Here is a 17724-nt window from a genome sequence, read left to right as displayed (position 1 = left end):
ACTTGTTATATGCAGCGGTAGTAATACAAAACGCTACACAAACTGGCAGTTGCCGTAATATAAAAACCTGACCGTGAACTTTTGAAGCTACTCACCAAAGTCAGAACTAAATTAATAGTGTTGCCACCTTTGAAAAAGGTATAAAAGGCAACGCTTATTAGTGCAAACACCAAACCGAGTTTAGCGAAAAATACACCGTAAATTCTCTTGCTCTAAAACAAAATTACTAAGAGCATATAACGCCTCGTTAAGAGGCAAATAATTGTTGGCTAAAATAAGCGACGCAGGAGCAAAAGCCAACTGTTATTTGTCCTGCTTTAACGACTTGTTAGCTGTATTGTACTCTGTATACTTATTTATATAAGGCAAAGTTTTAGTACCAAGTATTTCACCAGCCCTCACATAATTATATTTTTTATTGTCTCTCTCTCGTTCATAAATAATAAATAGATATTCTTTACCAACCTGATAATTTGTAACTTTTTTAGAGCTTCCATTCGTTGATATTGACTTTGTTGGGTGAAAGTCTCCACTATCACAAGATGAATTCCTGCCTAGCCCAAGATTGTAATTTTTTTTGGGTACACCATTAAATGTTTTATTTACTTCAATAGTAAGAATTTGATAACAGACATCGTGATCTTTAAATGCTCTATTTGTGACTTTATCAGGTATATAGCATGTGTAATCAGCTACAGTACCAACAACTATAATTCTGTCGTCTTCGATGGCATCACGAAAAATATCAGATTGATGCTTTCCATGATGGATAGGATCACGACATGCGAAAACCTCAATGGATACGAACAGTAAAAATAAGCCAAAATATTTGATATAACACCTATCCGTTTGAATACAGCTAACGCTTTGCTCAGCGGCTAAGTATGGTTGGCTAAAATGCGCGAGGTACGAGCCGCAGCCAACTGTACGTGTCCGATGAAGCAACTTGTTATATGTTTACTGGTTAGAAAACACATAACGTTTAAAAAATAAAAAAGTTAGTAGGATGGAATGAGTAGAACTAACAACGAACCACCACTTTGCCACTAACCATGAATTTGAGCCACTAACACTTTTGTAAATGGATTCACCAAAACACGTTAGGCGAAAACTGTGTAGCCACGCATTTAAAACTATTTGACTGCGCTAAAATTTACCACAAAAAAGAACGAAGCAAGCGCAATACTCTTTACTAAAACACCAAAACCACAACAAAATATTACTTGAACAAGTGGTGGCATATAACGCCTTGCTAAGAGGCTAAAATGGTTGGCTTGCTTTTTTGCGTTACTTTGCAAAAAACGAGCAAACTGTTTTAGTCCTTTTGAGCAACTTGTTATATGCAACGATGGTAAAACCAAACACTGCACGAAATTAAAGTTGCCGTAATATAAAAACCTGACCGTGAACTTTTGAGCTACTCACTAAAGCCAAAACGAATTAATAGTGTTGCCACCTTTGAAAAAGGTAATAAAGGCAACGCTTATTAGTGACAACGCCAAACCTTGTTTAGCGAAAAACTACGCACTAAAAAGCCCTTAAATTAAAGCTAATTTTATTAGCATATAACGCTTACATAAGCGGAAAATTATAGTTGGCTAAAATTTTGAGGAACGAAAAAAGCCAACTGTAAATTTTCCGTTTGATGTTCTTGTTAGGCATTTTTGGCACACAAGGGTAATTGCTCACCAAATCTGTTAGCTATTTTAACAAAAGTCACTCCGTAGTCTTTATTACCATCATTTAGGCTCAACCTTAGCTGCTCGATAAAGTCCCACATGATATTCATCCACTTGAGAGAGCTATAATTTAGTACATTTTGAATTATCAATGTTACAGCCAAAATACTATTGTGTAATAAAGCTATTTGATCAGGAAACTTTTCATCAGAAGGTATTCCAGTTATAGAATGGAAATCTTGTGTTCCGTCGTCAGACATCGGGTGTGTATGCATTGTTGCCATATCAAACCCATATTTATATAAGAAATCCATTTCCATACTTTTAGCTACATCTTCAGCTTTTGGACGCTTCCATTTAGGTTTGTTTTTTAATAATTCTTTTACTCTAACCTTCATTTTTTCATTTAGCGGCGGACTAGTGTTTTGAAACCGATTGTCGCCTTTAACTAAATTTTGTTTTATAGCTTGTTGATAGATAGACCAATCATCAAAGTCTTGAAATTGATTGTTCTGGGCTATGTGCTCTATGTGAAAAAGTCTATCGAGAACATTTCTGTACATCGCCCACCCATCTTGAAAATTTTTGATACCCCATTGGGCAAAGATTCCCTTTAAACTCATTGATGCTTTTGCTATTGAGTTTCTCAAAATAAGCTCTTTAATTTCAGATTCTTCTTTTGCAAATGAAAATAAGATAATTCCACAAAAGCCATCTACAGCTTCTTGCATCAATTTATATTCATCAAATTTTCGATATTGCAACGAAACCTCCTGAATGCCTAACGCCACAATAAGCGGCAAATTGTAGTTGGCTAAAATAGTGAGGCACGAACGACAGCCAACTGTAATTTGTCCGTTTGATTGCCTTGTTAGTTGGTTGATAGTTAAACACATTTTACTCACCAACAACACTGAAATTTAATTGAGTAAGTAAGAGCTAAAAAGCACCGCACAACTTGCCGCTAACCGTGAATTTGAGCCTGAACACTTTTGCTAATTGAATTTACAAACAGAGCTAGGCGAAAACTGTAGAGCAAAAAATACTAAACTACTTTTTCACGAAAAAATTAACCACATAAAAGAACAGAAACAAGCGCAGTTTATGCGAGATAACTTTCCTATTTACACAAAATTATTCTTGAACAAGTTGTGCCAACTAACGCCCCAATAAGAGGCAAAGTATAGTTGGTTAAAATAAGCGAGGCACGAGCAAAAAACCAACTGTATTTTGTCCTGCTTGATTGGCTTGTTATGTATTTAAAACTCATATGCAAACTTTAACTGAATTCCACCAGTTTCGTTATTGGTTAATGGAGCCAAAGTAAAAGAGTAAGGTGAATATATATCTTCCGATTTTAAGTTTTCACTATTAATTGATGGCTCTTCATTATCAGAAAGCCAATACCATATACCAGCACCTAAAATCACTACCGGAATGATGATAACAGCAGGTTCAATAGAGGTTGAACTAGTATTTGTATCATTACAAGGTTCAGGTGAAGGGATACAACTTGCGTAAAGTGCATTAGATGTTACTAACGAAAGAATAATAGTTATTTTACCTACCCAGGAAATCATCATCTCACTCCTTGAAATACATAACGCTTTGCTCAGCGGCTAAGTATGGTTGGCTAAAATGCGCGAGGTACGAGCCGCAGCCAACTGTACGTGTCCGATGAAGCAACTTGTTATATGTTTACTGGTTAGAAAACACATAACGTTTAAAAAATATAAAAGTTAGTAGAATGGAATGAGTAGAGCTAACAACGAACCACCACTTTGCCACTAACCATGAATTTGAGCCGCTAACACTTTTGTAAATGGATTCACCAAAACAAATTAGGCGAAAACTGTGTAACCAAAAATACTAAACCAATTTTACTGCGCTAAAACTTACCACAAAAAAGAACGAAATAAGCACAATAAATTTAAATAAAATGCCTAAACCACAAAATAATTTTTTTAGATTAGTGGCGGCATATAACGCAAAACTAAGCGGAAAATTATAGTTGGCTAAAATGCGCGAGGTACGAGCCGCAGCCAACTGTAAATTTTCCGTTTGAGTGCCTTGTTATATGCAGCGTACGTTGAACTAAACACTACAAGAACTTTAAGGCACCGTAATATAAAAACCTGACCGTGAACTTTTGAAGCTACTCACTGAAGCCAGAACTAAAATAATAGCGTTGCCACCTTTGAAAAAGGTATAAAAGGCAATGCTTATTAGTGCAAACACCAAACCGAGTTTAGCGAAAAACACAACCTGCTTGTGTGCGCTAAAATTAAAATCACACACCGCAAGTTAAAACACATTGAGTTTGACGCGCAAAAACATAACCACGCACCAAACTTTAAAATTTAAAGAATACTTTCTTGGAAAGCATATAACGCCCTGTTAACAGGCAAAAAATAGTTGGTTAAAATTAGCGACGAAGGAGCAAAACCAACTGTTTTTTGTCCTTGTTTAACAGCTTGTTAGGCATTCTTTAACCTTTTCTCAAGCTGCTTTATTAAACTTTGCCTACCATCATTAACTGGCAAAGCTTTAAGTTTTACTAACTCCTGTTCAAGATCGTGACGTTTTTGAACCTTAGCTTTAAAATTGACCCGTTCAAGTTCTCTGGCTTGAGATGCAAGACTCTCCTGAAGTTTCTTCCATTCTTTCGGCTTACTCTTCGGAGGAACTGGAATTTTATAGCCAATATTTTTAAGTTCGCCACCACATTCGGAACAAATTGCTTCACCTGCAAATCTAGAAGACTTTCTATTTGTGATTCTGCAACTAAAGCAGACCCAATTGCGATTGCTCATCCTGTATGCCTAACGCCCTAATAATGGGCAAAAAATTGTTGGCTAAAATGTTGAGGAACGAAAACAGCCAACTGTTTTTTGTCCTTATTAATTAGCTTGTTAGGTGCGTATTTCACCTGAAGTAGCTATCATAATTACCATTATACTTTTTTAAAACATATTCATGCGAATGGTACTCGATTACAACACCTTTAAAGCCATTATTATCAGCGATATGTTTAGCAACAGACTCGATATTTTTATGAAAGTCATTATCACAATCGTTTAAGTTAGCATCGGTAGGAAATACATAACTTACTGTACAATTAGGTTCGTTAAACCACACCCAAATGTCATGGCATGGAATACTCCGCGTAAGAGAAGAACGCATTTCTACTTTAAAATCAGACTCTGCTTTTAGGCGCTTTTTCATTTTAAGTTTGGCGCGTGCAAAGTCTTCTTCTGTCGGAATACTAGATATATTACTCATGACTATGCCTACGCACCTAACGCCTCGCTAAGAGGCAAAAAATAGTTGGTTAAAATAAGCGACGCAGGAGCAAAAACCAACTGTTTTTTGTCCTTTTGAGCGACTTGTTAAGTGGCTGATACTCTTGACTTTACAGAGTCAAAACTTTCAACGCTAGTGTTAATTTTACCACCTAAATATATTATAACTTCTCTTGCTCCTGAACCAGCAGCAAGCTCCCGTAGTACGCGGTCTTCTATAGAAGTTAAACCACCTTCAACTTTCTCAAGTTGGTGCATAATGATTCTTGGTGCTGGACGAATTCTAGACTTATGGATTTGATAGATTCCATGTTGAAGAATTTTCTCAGCAAGCATAAAGTCTGCAACAAATGATCTAGTGTGCTTAAAAGGGTTAGTTATTGTGATATTGGTAGTAGTTTCCCGTTTTGCTTCTGTTCCTATAGCCTTAACAATTTCACCTTTTTTGGTATTCTCTACAGCAATATATGGCTCTTCTTCAAACTTTATATCTGACGAAAAAACCTTAATCGAAATTTTACTTTCACTTAACTCAACAAGTAAATCATTCGAGAAAAGACTTCTAAGATATGTGAACAATACTCTCGGCCTCCGAGCCACTTAACAGTTTATTAGCAGGAAAATTTCCTCCTATCCACGGAGGTAAGTTTTACTGCTTATTTTTAATTAACACTCAGATTATTACACTACTGCTTTTAAATCAATATATTATAATTATTAACATGACTGGTTGATGAGTGATAGCGGGAAAATGTCCTGTTTTATGGCAGAAAGCAGGACTTATGCTAAACTGTATGTACATACAGTTTAATTTTAACATATCGAGATAAAATAAATGTCATCACCTCTACTTAGTTATATTAGCGAACAAATGCGTTTAAAACGTTATGCTAAACGAACTATTGAAACATATCTATACTGGATTAAAGCGTATATTAATTATAATGGAAAATCTCACCCAAACTTATGCCATGACAAAGAGGTTGAAGATTTTTTATCTTATTTAACCAATAGCCGCAATGTTGCGCCGAAAACACAATCTACCGCCTTAAATGCCATCGTATTTCTTTATAAAGCCATTTTAGATAAACCGTTGTCTATTGAATTAAATTTTAACAAATCGGCTCAAAGTACCAAGTTGCCTATTGTATTAACTAAGGCTGAAGTTACCAAGTTATTAGCTCACATCCCCAAAAGGCACAGTCTAGCTTGTCACTTAATGTACGGTAGCGGCTTGCGTTTGATGGAGGTTGTAAGGTTGCGCATTCAAGATATCGACTTTGATCATTACGGTATACAAATTTGGCAAGGTAAAGGCGGGAAAAACCGTCAAGTAACTTTAGCAAAAGAGTTGTGCGATGAACTAAAGTTACAAATATCTATTGTTAAATCGTATTTTAAGTGTGATCAAAAGAATCCTGATTATCAAGGTGTTTGGTTGCCATATGCCCTTTCAAGAAAATACCCAAATGCTAGTAGAGAAGAAAACTGGCACTATCTATTCCCCTCAGATAGGTTAAGTGAAGATCCAGAGTCGAATAAATTAAGACGCCATCATATCGATGAAACAGGCTTGAGAAAATCAGTTAAGTTGGCCACTCAACAAGCGGGGATTGAGAAAAATGTATCCTGTCATACTCTCCGCCATTCCTTTGCAACACACTTATTACAGCGCGGTGCTGATATTAGAACTGTACAAGAGCAATTAGGGCATACCGATATAAGAACGACACAAATATATACTCACGTTCTTGAGCACGGGGCTAACGGTGTTCGTAGTCCGTTATCAGATCTACTATAAATGACTAAAAAACGCGCCCAAGTAACTTAAGCGCGTTTATGTCATTGTTTATAGTAACAGCGTTAATGCTATTAACCGATGTTGGTTAATCCACCCATGTATGGCTGCAATACCGTTGGTACGTTAATACTACCATCAGCTTGTTGATAGTTTTCTAAAATAGCAACTAACGTGCGCCCTACTGCTAAACCTGAGCCGTTTAATGTGTGTAATAATTCTGGTTTATTGGTTTCACTGTTTCTAAAACGAGCTTGCATTCTACGTGCTTGGAAGTCACCCATGTTTGAACATGATGAAATTTCACGGTACGTATCTTGTGCTGGTAACCACACTTCTAAATCGAATGTTTTTGCTGCACTAAAACCAACATCACCACTACATAATTGTACAGTACGGTAAGGTAATTCTAGCTTTTCAAGAATGATTTCAGCGTGGCGCGTTAATTGGTCAAGTGCTTCCATTGAATTTTCAGGCTTAACAATTTGTACCATTTCAACTTTATCAAATTGATGTTGACGAATTAAACCTCGAATATCACGACCACCAGAGCCTGCTTCACTTCTAAAACATGGTGTATGCGCCGTCATTTTAATTGGTAAGTCTGCTTCATCAACAATTTCATCACGCACTAAGTTAGTTAATGGAACTTCTGATGTTGGAATTAATGATAATTTTTTGTTTGATAAATCGGTATGAAATAAGTCTTCACCAAATTTTGGTAATTGTCCTGTACCGTATAATGAATCAGCATTGACTAAATAGGGAACATACATTTCTTGATAGCCATGCTCTTCTGTGTGTGTATCAAGCATGAATTGGGCAATAGCACGATGTAATCTAGCTATTTTGCCACGCATTACCGCAAAACGTGTTCCTGCTAATTTAGCGCCACTTTCAAAATCTAACCCTTTACCTGCCGCAAAACCTAAATCAACATGATCTTTTACTTCAAAATCAAACTCACGTGGTGTACCCCAACGTTTCAGTTCAACGTTTTCAGACTCATCTTTACCTTCAGGTACTGATTCATCAAGTAAGTTTGGAATAGCGCTCGCAATAGCATCTATTTTAGCAAGCACGTCATCTTGTTCAGTTTTAGCGGCATCTAAGTCTTCACCAAGTTGGCTAACATGCGCAAGTAATGGCGCAATATCTTCGCCACGAGCTTTTGCCTGGCCGATAGATTTAGAACGCGTGTTACGCTCGCTTTGCAATTCTTGGGTTTTAATTTGAATTGCTTTTCGTTGCTCTTCTAAAGCCGATAATGTGGCTACGTCTAATTCAAAGCCACGTTTAGCAAGCTGTTGTGCGGTGTTATCTAAATCTGTTCTAAGGTGTTTTACATCAAGCATAATTATTCACATTCTTGTTTTAAAGTTATCAATATTTTTCTAACACTCGACCTAAAGTATCGAACACTTTTAATGTATTCAAAGTTAAATCCAATGTTTGCATTATTTATATTTTACAATGGCTTTGTTACTACTTTACTAATGTTGTTACGATATACATACCTAACGCTGCTGCAGCAATACACAGTGAAACGTTTAATAGAATATTGATTGCCGCTTTGAGTACATCGCCTTGTTGCAATAATAACAAGGAGTCTAATGAAAATGTAGAAAAAGTGGTAAATGCGCCTAAAAACCCAATCCCAATTAATGTTCTATGTACGGTAATGTTAAGAATTTCATGTTCTATTAGTTGATATAACAAGCCCATAGTAAATGAGCCGATGATATTAACCATCAATGTCGCAAAAGGGAACCCTTTTCCAAGCCAACTTAGTACTAATTGTGAAATGTAAAAGCGTAAGCTAGCGCCACAAGCCCCACCAAGTGCTATATAAATATACAACATGTAATTACTTATAGCGTTGCTCATGGCTGTTCCTATTAAGTTGATTTAAAAAATCGATTTTATCTTTAAGCTGTTTTTCTAAACCGCGATCGGTAGGCTCGTATAAGGTTGTATGTGAGCTATCAGCACGTGCTAAAGCTTCGGGAAAATAATTTTCTCCTGCGGCAAAAGCATTCTCTTCATTATGTGCATATCGATACTCTTTGCCGTGCCCTAGTTCTTCGGTAATATTACTAGTTGCATTTTTTAAGTGCTCGGGCACATCTAAATCACAAGTTTGTTGTGCTAATGCTTTAGCCTTATTAAAAGCCTGATAAACTGCATTACTTTTGGGAGCTAATGCTAAATACACGGTTGCTTGCGCTATAGCTCGTTCTCCTTCACTTGGTCCAACTCGGTGAAAAGTATCCCAAGCATTGATAGCTAATTGCATAGCGCGTGGATCAGCATTGCCAATATCTTCACTGGCAATAGCCAGCAAACGCCTGGCAACATAAAGTGCATCGCCACCTGCGGTTAATATTCTTGCGTACCAATAGAGCGCGGCATCAGGGCTTGAGCCACGCACCGACTTATGAAAAGCGCTAATTAAGTTATAAAACGCATCGCCGCCTTTGTCATACAAGGCAATTTTACTGCCTGCAACTTGGGCGATTAACTCAACGCTAACTTGTTTAACTGCAATCTTTTCATGATCTTCGACAGAAGATACACTATCAAGACAGTTTTCTAAAAGATTAAGTAAGCGTCTAGCATCACCATCACTTCTATTGAGTAAACTTTGTTTTGCATCATCACTTAGCTCAATTTTTATTTGTTGTTCTGTTTCACATAACAAGATAGCACGTTGTAATACTTGCGCTAAATCTTCACGGGTGAGTTTTTTTAACGTATATAAACGAGCACGAGATAATAATGCCTGATTTAATTCAAACGCAGGGTTTTCTGTCGTCGCACCAATAAAAATAATAGTGCCGTCTTCAATATGCGGTAAAAAAGCATCTTGCTGAGATTTATTAAAACGATGTACTTCATCTACAAATAATACTGTTCTTCGCTTATTATCACCCTCGCCTTGTGCACGTAATTTGGCTTTATCAATCGCGCTACGGATTTCTTTAATACCCGAGGTTACCGCAGATACACGTTCAATTTCGGCATTGGCATGTTGTGCAATAATTTCAGCAAGTGTGGTTTTACCGCTGCCTGGTGGCCCCCAAAAAATAAGGGAGTGGCAATGGCCTTGTACGATAGATTGCGTTAGGGGTGAATTACCACCTAAAATATGCTGTTGGCCAACATAGTCAGCTAACGTTAACGGGCGCATTTTAGCGGCAAGTGGCATAAAACTACTTGTCTTTGAATCTAAATCGCCCTTATCGTCACTAGTTAACGAACTTTCATTATCATCTAAAGAAAATAATGAGTCTTGCTGTCCTGATGATAAATTATCGTTTGTCTTCAAGTCTTACACCTTCAGGTAAGCTAAAAGAGAATAATGCATCAGCAGGTTTTGTTGCACTGTTAAAGTTACTGAGATTAATTTGGCTAATTTGCCCTGTAGCGTCTTGAAATGAAAACTCAGTTAACTCTGCTTGTTCAGCTGGTTTAGTTGTATGTAGAAAACTTAATGTCAATTTTTTAATCTGACCACTTTCATTTTTTGGGAACACCACAAAACGAGATATTTTATTACCGGCTTCATCTTTGGCAATATCACTCTCTAGCACGTCATACTGTGCCCATAATTGAGGCTCATCACTGGTAAGCAGTAATATTGGTGTATTATGAATAGATTTAGCAAGGCTAAATGCACTGGCTTGTTCAATAAAGGGATCATAAAACCATAGAGTATTACCATCACTTACAATGAGTGTTTCATCAGGTGTTATGGTTTTCCAATTCGCTAAGTTAGGTTTGCTAATTGCCAGGTTACCTGAGCCTTGTTGCAAAGTTTCGCCTTGGTCACTAAGTATCTGTTGCGTAAAATCCGCACTAAAATACGTTAAGGTCGCAAGTTTTGCCATTAGGTGTTGTTTGGCTTGGCTTGATTGCGCAGTTAACGCAACGGGTTCAATGATATTTTGTGCGGTATTGGCACTTGCTTGATTAACAACAAGAGCAGGTACTAATAAGCTCGTTAAAGCTACTTTTCGAAAAAGGGAATGATTATTAAAATTTAATGGCATAGTCTACTTCTAAAATGATCTTTAATTATTCTTTATAAACGTGAGCTTAAAAGTCACGTACTGGTGGTGGCGCTAATACTTCACGCGCACCATTATTACCCGGTGTAGATACGACACCTTGCATTTCCATTTGTTCAACAATTCGTGCCGAGCGGTTGTAACCAATTCTAAACTGTCTTTGTACACTTGAGATTGAAACACGACGCTTTTCAGTAACAAAATTAACAGCTTCATCATAAAGTGCATCAATCTCTTCACCTTCACTTGCTTCTGCTTGCTCGCCCGGTAATAAAATATCTTGATCGTGCTCACCTGATAAAATTTCTTCTATGTAATTAGGTTCACCACGAGATTTCCAGTCTTTAACTACAGCGTGTACTTCATGATCGTCAACAAATGCACCATGCACACGAGTTGGTACGCCCGTACCTGGCGGTAAATAAAGCATGTCACCCATACCTAATAATTGCTCTGCACCTTGTTGATCTAGAATAGTACGTGAGTTTAAGCCAGATGATACTTGGAACGCCATACGGGTTGGAATATTGGCTTTAATTAAACCGGTAATAACATCAACTGATGGACGCTGTGTTGCTAAAATTAAATGAATACCTGCTGCACGCGCTTTTTGCGCAATACGGGCAATAAGCTCTTCAACTTTTTTACCAACAATCATCATCATGTCGGCAAATTCATCAACAATAACTACAATGCTCGGTAGTTTTTCTAACATTGGCGGAGTTTGATCCATACTATCTGTAGGTTGCCAAGTAGGATCAATAAGTGGTTCACCTGCTTCAATTGCAGCAAGGATTTTTTTGTTGTAGCCTTTTAAGTTACGTACACCAACCGCCGACATTACTTTGTAGCGGCGTTCCATTTCACCAACACACCAACGCAGTGCATTAGCAGCATCTTTCATGTCGGTAACAACTTCAGCGAGTAAATGTGGAATACCTTCATACACCGAAAGCTCAAGCATTTTAGGGTCGATCATGATCATACGCACATCTTCTGGCGTCGATTTATAAAGCAAACTAACAATCATGGTGTTAACACCAACAGATTTACCAGAGCCCGTAGTACCTGCTACTAATAAATGCGGCATTTTGCCTAAATCAACCACAACAGGCTCACCAGCAATATCACTACCTAGTACCATAGCAAGTGGCGATGAAGACTCAGCAAAAGCGGGACAATCAAGTACTTCACTTAAGTACACTATTTCACGATGTTTATTCGGTAGTTCTAAACCAATAACTGATTTACCTGGTATCACTTCAACAACACGTACGCTAATTGCAGATAAAGCACGGGCTAAATCTTTAGACAGACTCGTTATTTTATTAACCTTAACGCCTGGCGCTAAATCTAATTCAAAACGCGTAATTACCGGGCCTGGATAAACTGAAACCACTTGAGCGGTAACACCAAAATCAAGTAGTTTAGCTTCAACCAAACGACTAACTTGATCTAAGTCTTCTTGATTAATTGGGTTTTTAGCTTTATCGGGCCTATCAAGTAAATCAATAGATGGCATGCCCACTTCGTTTACTTCTTCTGCAGGCACTAAATTAACCTGACCATTATCGTCATTAATACTGTGTGTTATAGGTTTTAAAGGTTTAACCGCTGTTTTTGACGGGCTTTTATCATCAGCTACATTCAGTTTTTCAACGTCAGCAAAAGCTGCGGTAATTTCACTATCATTAACATGATCTTGTATATTGCCCTGTGTTGGCTCTGACATTAAATCAGCAATATCGATGAAAGGCTCATTTTTAGTATTAACTTTACTAGCAGGCCTCGTTGAAGTTCGTTCTGCACCGCCCTCCTCTTCTTCGGCGTTGAAAAAGTCAGGAATTGGCATGGTCGCTGTTTTAGCAAAAATACCTGAAGGCAATTCATCAGGTGATAACTGATTTGATTCGTGTTGTTTTGAACGCAATGGCACAGGGTTATCTTGTGTAGCGATTGACTCTTCTGAGACTGCTTCGTTTTGTGTTTCAAATTCACTATCTATTTGTTGTCTGCTAGCTAATTGCTCTTTCGCTTTTTGGCTTTCCTCTGCCGTATTATTTTTTATAAAATCAAAAATGCCTTTATCGTTATTTGTGTCATTCGTTGTTGTGTCACTGGTACCAAAATTTTCCTTAATCATTTTAGGTATGGTTGTTAACCACAGTGCGGCGACAATCGTATATTTACCAACAGCATCAACAAATTTAAGCCAAGAAAACCCAGTTAATAATACAAAGCCTGCACAGGTAAATAATAAAAATACTAAGGTGGAGCCGACAAACGAAAAGTACGGTAATAAGGTAGCGCTAAGCGCATTACCTAAAATACCGCCAGCTGAAAAATAAAATATATCATCAAAGTTCATACTGGCTAACGAAGTTATACCAAGATAAAACATGAAAAAGCCAATAAGTTTTAAGCCTAAAGTTAAATAATCAAGTTTCATTAATTCATGAAAACGTTGAAACAATAACCAGCCAACAATAGCAATAACAAAAGGTAAGCTGTAAGCAATAAAACCAAAAAGATTTAAAAGCAAATCAGATAAATAAGCACCAACTGCGCCGCCCAAATTACGGACTTCAGTTTGATAGCCGGTTTGTGCCCAACCGGGATCTGCGGGATCAAAACTAAATAATGCCAACATCATAAACATAGCAAAAACGGTGAAAAATAATAGGCCCGCTTCAAGTAAACGTTGCACGCCAGAAAGCTGTTTGTTTGCTAATGCATCAAATGAAGCATCATTTTTTTCTATAAGTTCAGAAGACAATTGTAAGTACCATTGGAAAATAACACGTAAAAATTAGGTATAGAACAGCTAAAGTATCAAATTAGCGCTTGGTTGGCAGCAACAAATTACTATAAATGCATGTTTTTTTATACAGCAAGTTAAAACAGGTGATTTAGACTAGTTATATAAATAGCTTAAATACTTACATTTTAATTTAAGTTATAACGAAGAAGTTATTTACCCCCTTGTTTTATTTCCTTATCATCCCAATTAATAAATTATTATAAGTAGTTAAGTGTTAACTACTTAACCAATCATCAGCTAATAAATTAGCTACTCAAATTTTATTGGAGATCTCATGAGCGACGTAAGACATTGTCCCCTTTTAATATTAGGCTCAGGCCCTGCTGGTTATACTGCTGCGGTATATGCAGCCCGTGCTAACTTAAAGCCTGTAATGATCACAGGTATGCAACAAGGTGGTCAATTAACAACGACCACTGAAGTTGAAAACTGGCCTGGTGATGCTGATGACTTAACAGGCCCTGCATTAATGGAGCGTATGCAAAAGCATGCTGAGAAATTTGATACAGAGATTATTTTTGATCATATCGAATCTGTAGACTTCTCTTCTAAGCCTTATAAATTAAAAGGTAGCAGTGAATATACTTGTGATGCGTTAATTATTTGTACTGGTGCTTCAGCACAATATTTAGGTTTACCGTCTGAAGAAGCCTTTATGGGGCGTGGTGTTTCTGCCTGTGCTACGTGTGACGGTTTCTTCTACAAAAACCAAAAAGTTGCGGTTGTTGGTGGTGGTAATACTGCAGTTGAAGAAGCGCTTTACTTATCTAACATTGCTAGTGAAGTACATTTAATTCACCGTCGTGATACTTTCCGTAGTGAAAAAATATTAACCGATCGTTTATATGAGAAAGTTAAAAACGGTAATATTGTGTTACACACAGACCGTACTTTAGACGAAGTACTTGGTGATAACATGGGTGTTACCGGCTTACGTTTAAAAGAAACTGATTCAGACGTAACAGAAGAGCTTGAAGTTGCTGGTGTATTTATTGCCATTGGTCATAAACCAAACACTGATATTTTTAAAGACCAACTTGCTATGAAAGATGGTTATTTAACTATTCAAAGTGGTACTCAAGGTAATGCGACACAAACAAGTGTTGAAGGTATTTATGCTGCGGGTGATGTTGCCGATCATATTTATCGTCAAGCAATTACTTCAGCAGGCGCTGGTTGTATGGCTGCTCTTGATGCTGAACGTTACTTAGACGCATTATAGATATTACTTTTACCACTTTACTTAATTGTTTAGTTGCTAATTAGAAATTGAGTAATTAAATAGTTAAAAAAGCAATATAGTGGTATTAACTAACCAAATTAAGGACGGAAATGAGTCAAATTTTGTATCAACTTGATGATAATAGTTTGACCTTCCCTCCTTTTGAATATGCCCTTACTGAGCCTAATGGCTTATTAGCACTTGGTGGTGATTTATCTCCTGAGCGTCTATTAGCCGCCTACGGTCAGGGGATTTTCCCTTGGTATAGTGATGGCGATCCACTTATGTGGTGGTCACCCGATCCCAGGGCCATCATTAATATCGAACAATTACGTATTAATCGTACGTTACGCAAAGCAATTAAAAAATCTCCGTTTAAAATAACACTCAATCAAAGCTTTGAACAAGTTATACAATATTGTGCTGACGCGCCCTTTCGTAATGATGAAACCTGGATTGTTGATGAAATGCAAACCGCTTATTTAACATTACATCAATTAGGTTACGCACATTCTATTGAAGTTTGGCAAACCATCGATACCATAACAAATGAACAAACATCCTCGACTAAACAGTTAGTCGGCGGCCTATATGGCGTTGCAATCAATGGTTTTTTCTCCGGTGAATCGATGTTTTACCAACAACCTAATGCGTCAAAGTTTGCGTTGGCTGCACTAGGAAAGTTACTTGCTTCTATTGATATAAGTTTTATCGATTGCCAGTTATTGAACCCTTTTTTAGAAGATATGGGCGCTATTGAAATAACTCGCGATGCCTTTTTACAAAAGCAGCGATTTGCAAAAGAGCAAAATGTCCCTGATAATTTTTGGCGAGCGCGTACCTTAACCCTTTAACTGATATTATCGAGACAAGAGTAAATTATTTTTCACTTACTCAACTATAGCTGCACTTTATATTAACAGGTAGTATTTAATGAACGACACTTCATATACCTTAGGTTTAACCAAAGAGTTCCCTTGTAATTATCTAGCCGATAAAAAAGAGCGTTTGTTAATTGCTGTAGATGAACGCTTACACAATAGTGAGAGTTATGCTTGGTTAATGACCCAAGGCTTTCGTCGCAGTGGCTCTCAAAGTTATCGCCCACAATGTAATACTTGTAATGCTTGCCAATCAATTCGTGTAATAACGGATGAATTTACCCCGTCAAAAAGTCAAAAGCGTGCGCAAAAACGTAATAGCCACTTTATAATCAAGCAATCAGCCTCACTAAAAGACAGTTACTACCCCTTATTTGAAAACTACATTAATACCTTACATAGTGACGGCAGTATGTACCCTGCTTCATTTCAACAGTTTGAAAGTTTTTTAAGTTGTGACTTAACAGAACAAATGTTTATTGAAACATGGTTACCTGCCTCTCAAGATAATGATCTTGATGAGGATTTATTAATCTGTGTTGCGGTAACCGATGTATTAAGTAATGGCTTATCTGCGGTATATACTTTTTACCATCCTGACTACAAAGCTAATGGTTTAGGTGTATTTTCAATTTTAACACAATTGAAAAAATGCCAAGAAATGGCGCTACCTTATTTGTATTTAGGTTATCAAATTGATGACTGTCAAAAGATGAATTATAAAAACAGATATTTCCCATTTGAGCGGTTTATAAATGGAAAATGGCAGCTAAATACTAAGATTTCGAGTTAATTCAACGCTAAATTGCTAAATAAATAGCCTCAAGCCTTTACTTTAGGCAAGCAATTAGGCATCATTCGCGCAGCTTTTTTATCTGCCACATAATATTACTCAATAACGAGATATTTATTGGCTAATTTGCACAACATTAGAGGTTTAGCGCCCCATGGCGAAAGAAGAAAATATTGAAATGCAAGGTACGGTTTTAGATACCTTACCTAACACTATGTTCCGCGTAGAACTTGAGAATGGTCACGTTGTGACTGCACATATTTCGGGTAAAATGCGTAAAAACTACATTCGTATTTTAACTGGCGATAAAGTAACGGTTGAATTAACACCGTACGACTTATCAAAAGGTCGCATTATCTTCCGCGCTAGATAAGCCAGTAAAAATTTAGGCGACTTTTCTTTATTCATTTATTGATAAACGATTGATAAATTAAACAAGCCAAACCAATTAAAAAAACCAGCATCTCTTTTAAAGAATGCTGGTTTTTTATTGTTTTATATTAGCTTTAATAAGTCACTAATACTTTGATAACAAACTCTTTTCAAATTGTTTAGTGTTTAAATCTAAGCCATGCTCGGCGATACTATCGTTAACACTTTGTAATTCATTAACCGTCATATCTAAGGTAATCGTATTATCATCTAGTTGATAAACTTGTAACTGACTTTGATAATAAAACGATAAAATAAGTAAAGCTGATTCTTCGCCTTTACTTGCAGCTAATTTAATTGCGCTAATTTTACGGTAAATTAAATTTTGTAACTGTTTTATCTGCCAAACATAATAAACTTCTTTAAAAAACGCACTGCTTTTTAACGCATGCAAAATAGCTGCATTCGCAAGTAACGCTAAAATTACCCCTAATAAGTTATATTTAAAATTAGTTTCTGGCTCAAATGAAGTGCCAGCAACCTCACTTGCTGTTTTTGCTAACGCATTAAGCTCATCAACGTTAGAAAAAACACTGTTCAGCAAGGTACCAAAACCAAGCGACAAAATCAGTAATGAGCTAATAAAGCCAATAATAACAATGTTCAAATGTTTTCTGTAACGTGCTTTGTCTATCTCTATTAATTGCATGTGTTTACTAAAATCCTTAGTCTACTTTCTTTATTTATATTAAAAAATCATGTTAAAAACTTACGTTAATAATATGA

The 17724-nt window shown here is 36.8% G+C and carries 17 protein-coding genes; 5 read left to right on the top strand and 12 right to left on the bottom strand.

What is annotated here, in order from left to right:
• Positions 1-303 precede the first annotated feature (303 nt).
• The 6 genes from KO502_RS07465 to KO502_RS07440 form a co-directional block, all read right to left on the bottom strand.
• Complete coding sequence (locus KO502_RS07465) at positions 304-945, bottom strand: hypothetical protein (RefSeq protein ID WP_216021945.1); 642 nt, start codon at positions 943-945, stop codon at positions 304-306.
• A gap of 709 nt (positions 946-1654) precedes the next feature.
• Positions 1655-2575, bottom strand: a complete 921-nt coding sequence (locus KO502_RS07460) for a DUF5677 domain-containing protein (RefSeq protein WP_216021944.1) — start codon at positions 2573-2575, stop codon at positions 1655-1657.
• 363 nt (positions 2576-2938) lie between these two features.
• A complete protein-coding gene (locus KO502_RS07455; protein ID WP_216021943.1) occupies positions 2939-3262 on the bottom strand; it encodes a hypothetical protein in 324 nt (107 codons plus the stop codon).
• A gap of 894 nt (positions 3263-4156) precedes the next feature.
• Positions 4157-4492: a hypothetical protein gene (locus tag KO502_RS07450; RefSeq protein WP_216021942.1), complete on the bottom strand. Its 336-nt coding sequence runs from the start codon at positions 4490-4492 to the stop codon at positions 4157-4159.
• A gap of 112 nt (positions 4493-4604) precedes the next feature.
• Complete coding sequence (locus tag KO502_RS07445; protein ID WP_216021941.1) at positions 4605-4961, bottom strand: hypothetical protein; 357 nt, start codon at positions 4959-4961, stop codon at positions 4605-4607.
• Positions 4962-5068: 107 nt separating this feature from the next.
• A complete protein-coding gene (locus KO502_RS07440) occupies positions 5069-5560 on the bottom strand; it encodes a rod shape-determining protein (RefSeq protein WP_252730605.1) in 492 nt (163 codons plus the stop codon).
• A 256-nt stretch (positions 5561-5816) separates the two neighbouring features.
• Between KO502_RS07440 and KO502_RS07435 the strand changes: the two genes are divergently transcribed.
• Positions 5817-6782 (top strand): integron integrase, encoded by a 966-nt coding sequence (locus tag KO502_RS07435; RefSeq protein ID WP_216021939.1) that lies wholly within the window; start codon positions 5817-5819, stop codon positions 6780-6782.
• 71 nt (positions 6783-6853) lie between these two features.
• Here KO502_RS07435 and serS read toward each other — a convergent pair whose 3' ends face one another.
• The 5 genes from serS to KO502_RS07410 form a co-directional block, all read right to left on the bottom strand.
• Positions 6854-8134 (bottom strand): serine--tRNA ligase, encoded by a 1281-nt coding sequence (serS, locus tag KO502_RS07430; protein ID WP_216021938.1) that lies wholly within the window; start codon positions 8132-8134, stop codon positions 6854-6856.
• A gap of 130 nt (positions 8135-8264) precedes the next feature.
• The gene (crcB, locus tag KO502_RS07425) at positions 8265-8666 is read right to left on the bottom strand and encodes a fluoride efflux transporter CrcB (RefSeq protein WP_216021937.1); all 402 of its coding nucleotides are present in this window, start codon (positions 8664-8666) and stop codon (positions 8265-8267) included.
• Positions 8647-9987 (bottom strand): replication-associated recombination protein A, encoded by a 1341-nt coding sequence (locus KO502_RS07420; protein ID WP_216021953.1) that lies wholly within the window; start codon positions 9985-9987, stop codon positions 8647-8649. The genes crcB and KO502_RS07420 overlap by 20 nt, the downstream gene beginning before the upstream one ends.
• A 103-nt stretch (positions 9988-10090) precedes the next feature.
• The gene (gene lolA, locus KO502_RS07415; protein WP_216021936.1) at positions 10091-10831 is read right to left on the bottom strand and encodes an outer membrane lipoprotein chaperone LolA; all 741 of its coding nucleotides are present in this window, start codon (positions 10829-10831) and stop codon (positions 10091-10093) included.
• 46 nt (positions 10832-10877) lie between these two features.
• Positions 10878-13625, bottom strand: a complete 2748-nt coding sequence (locus KO502_RS07410) for a DNA translocase FtsK (protein WP_216021935.1) — start codon at positions 13623-13625, stop codon at positions 10878-10880.
• A 319-nt stretch (positions 13626-13944) separates the two neighbouring features.
• Between KO502_RS07410 and trxB the strand changes: the two genes are divergently transcribed.
• The 4 genes from trxB to infA all read left to right on the top strand — a co-directional run bounded on the left by trxB (position 13945) and on the right by infA (position 16939).
• Positions 13945-14892 (top strand): thioredoxin-disulfide reductase, encoded by a 948-nt coding sequence (gene trxB / locus KO502_RS07405; protein WP_216021934.1) that lies wholly within the window; start codon positions 13945-13947, stop codon positions 14890-14892.
• Positions 14893-15002: 110 nt separating this feature from the next.
• Entirely contained in the window at positions 15003-15746 is a 744-nt protein-coding gene (gene aat, locus KO502_RS07400; RefSeq protein WP_216021933.1) for a leucyl/phenylalanyl-tRNA--protein transferase, read from the top strand.
• Positions 15747-15825: 79 nt separating this feature from the next.
• Complete coding sequence (locus KO502_RS07395; protein WP_216021932.1) at positions 15826-16566, top strand: arginyltransferase; 741 nt, start codon at positions 15826-15828, stop codon at positions 16564-16566.
• A gap of 154 nt (positions 16567-16720) precedes the next feature.
• Positions 16721-16939 (top strand): translation initiation factor IF-1, encoded by a 219-nt coding sequence (gene infA, locus KO502_RS07390; protein WP_011043571.1) that lies wholly within the window; start codon positions 16721-16723, stop codon positions 16937-16939.
• Between the two features lie 144 nt (positions 16940-17083).
• Here infA and KO502_RS07385 read toward each other — a convergent pair whose 3' ends face one another.
• The gene (locus tag KO502_RS07385) at positions 17084-17647 is read right to left on the bottom strand and encodes a DUF3087 family protein (protein WP_216021931.1); all 564 of its coding nucleotides are present in this window, start codon (positions 17645-17647) and stop codon (positions 17084-17086) included.
• Between the last annotated feature and the right edge of the window lie 77 nt (positions 17648-17724).

The sequence above is a fragment of the Colwellia sp. E2M01 genome (genome assembly GCF_018860585.1).
Lineage (GTDB): Bacteria > Pseudomonadota > Gammaproteobacteria > Enterobacterales > Alteromonadaceae > Colwellia.
This window is presented reverse-complemented; position numbering and strand designations above follow the sequence as displayed.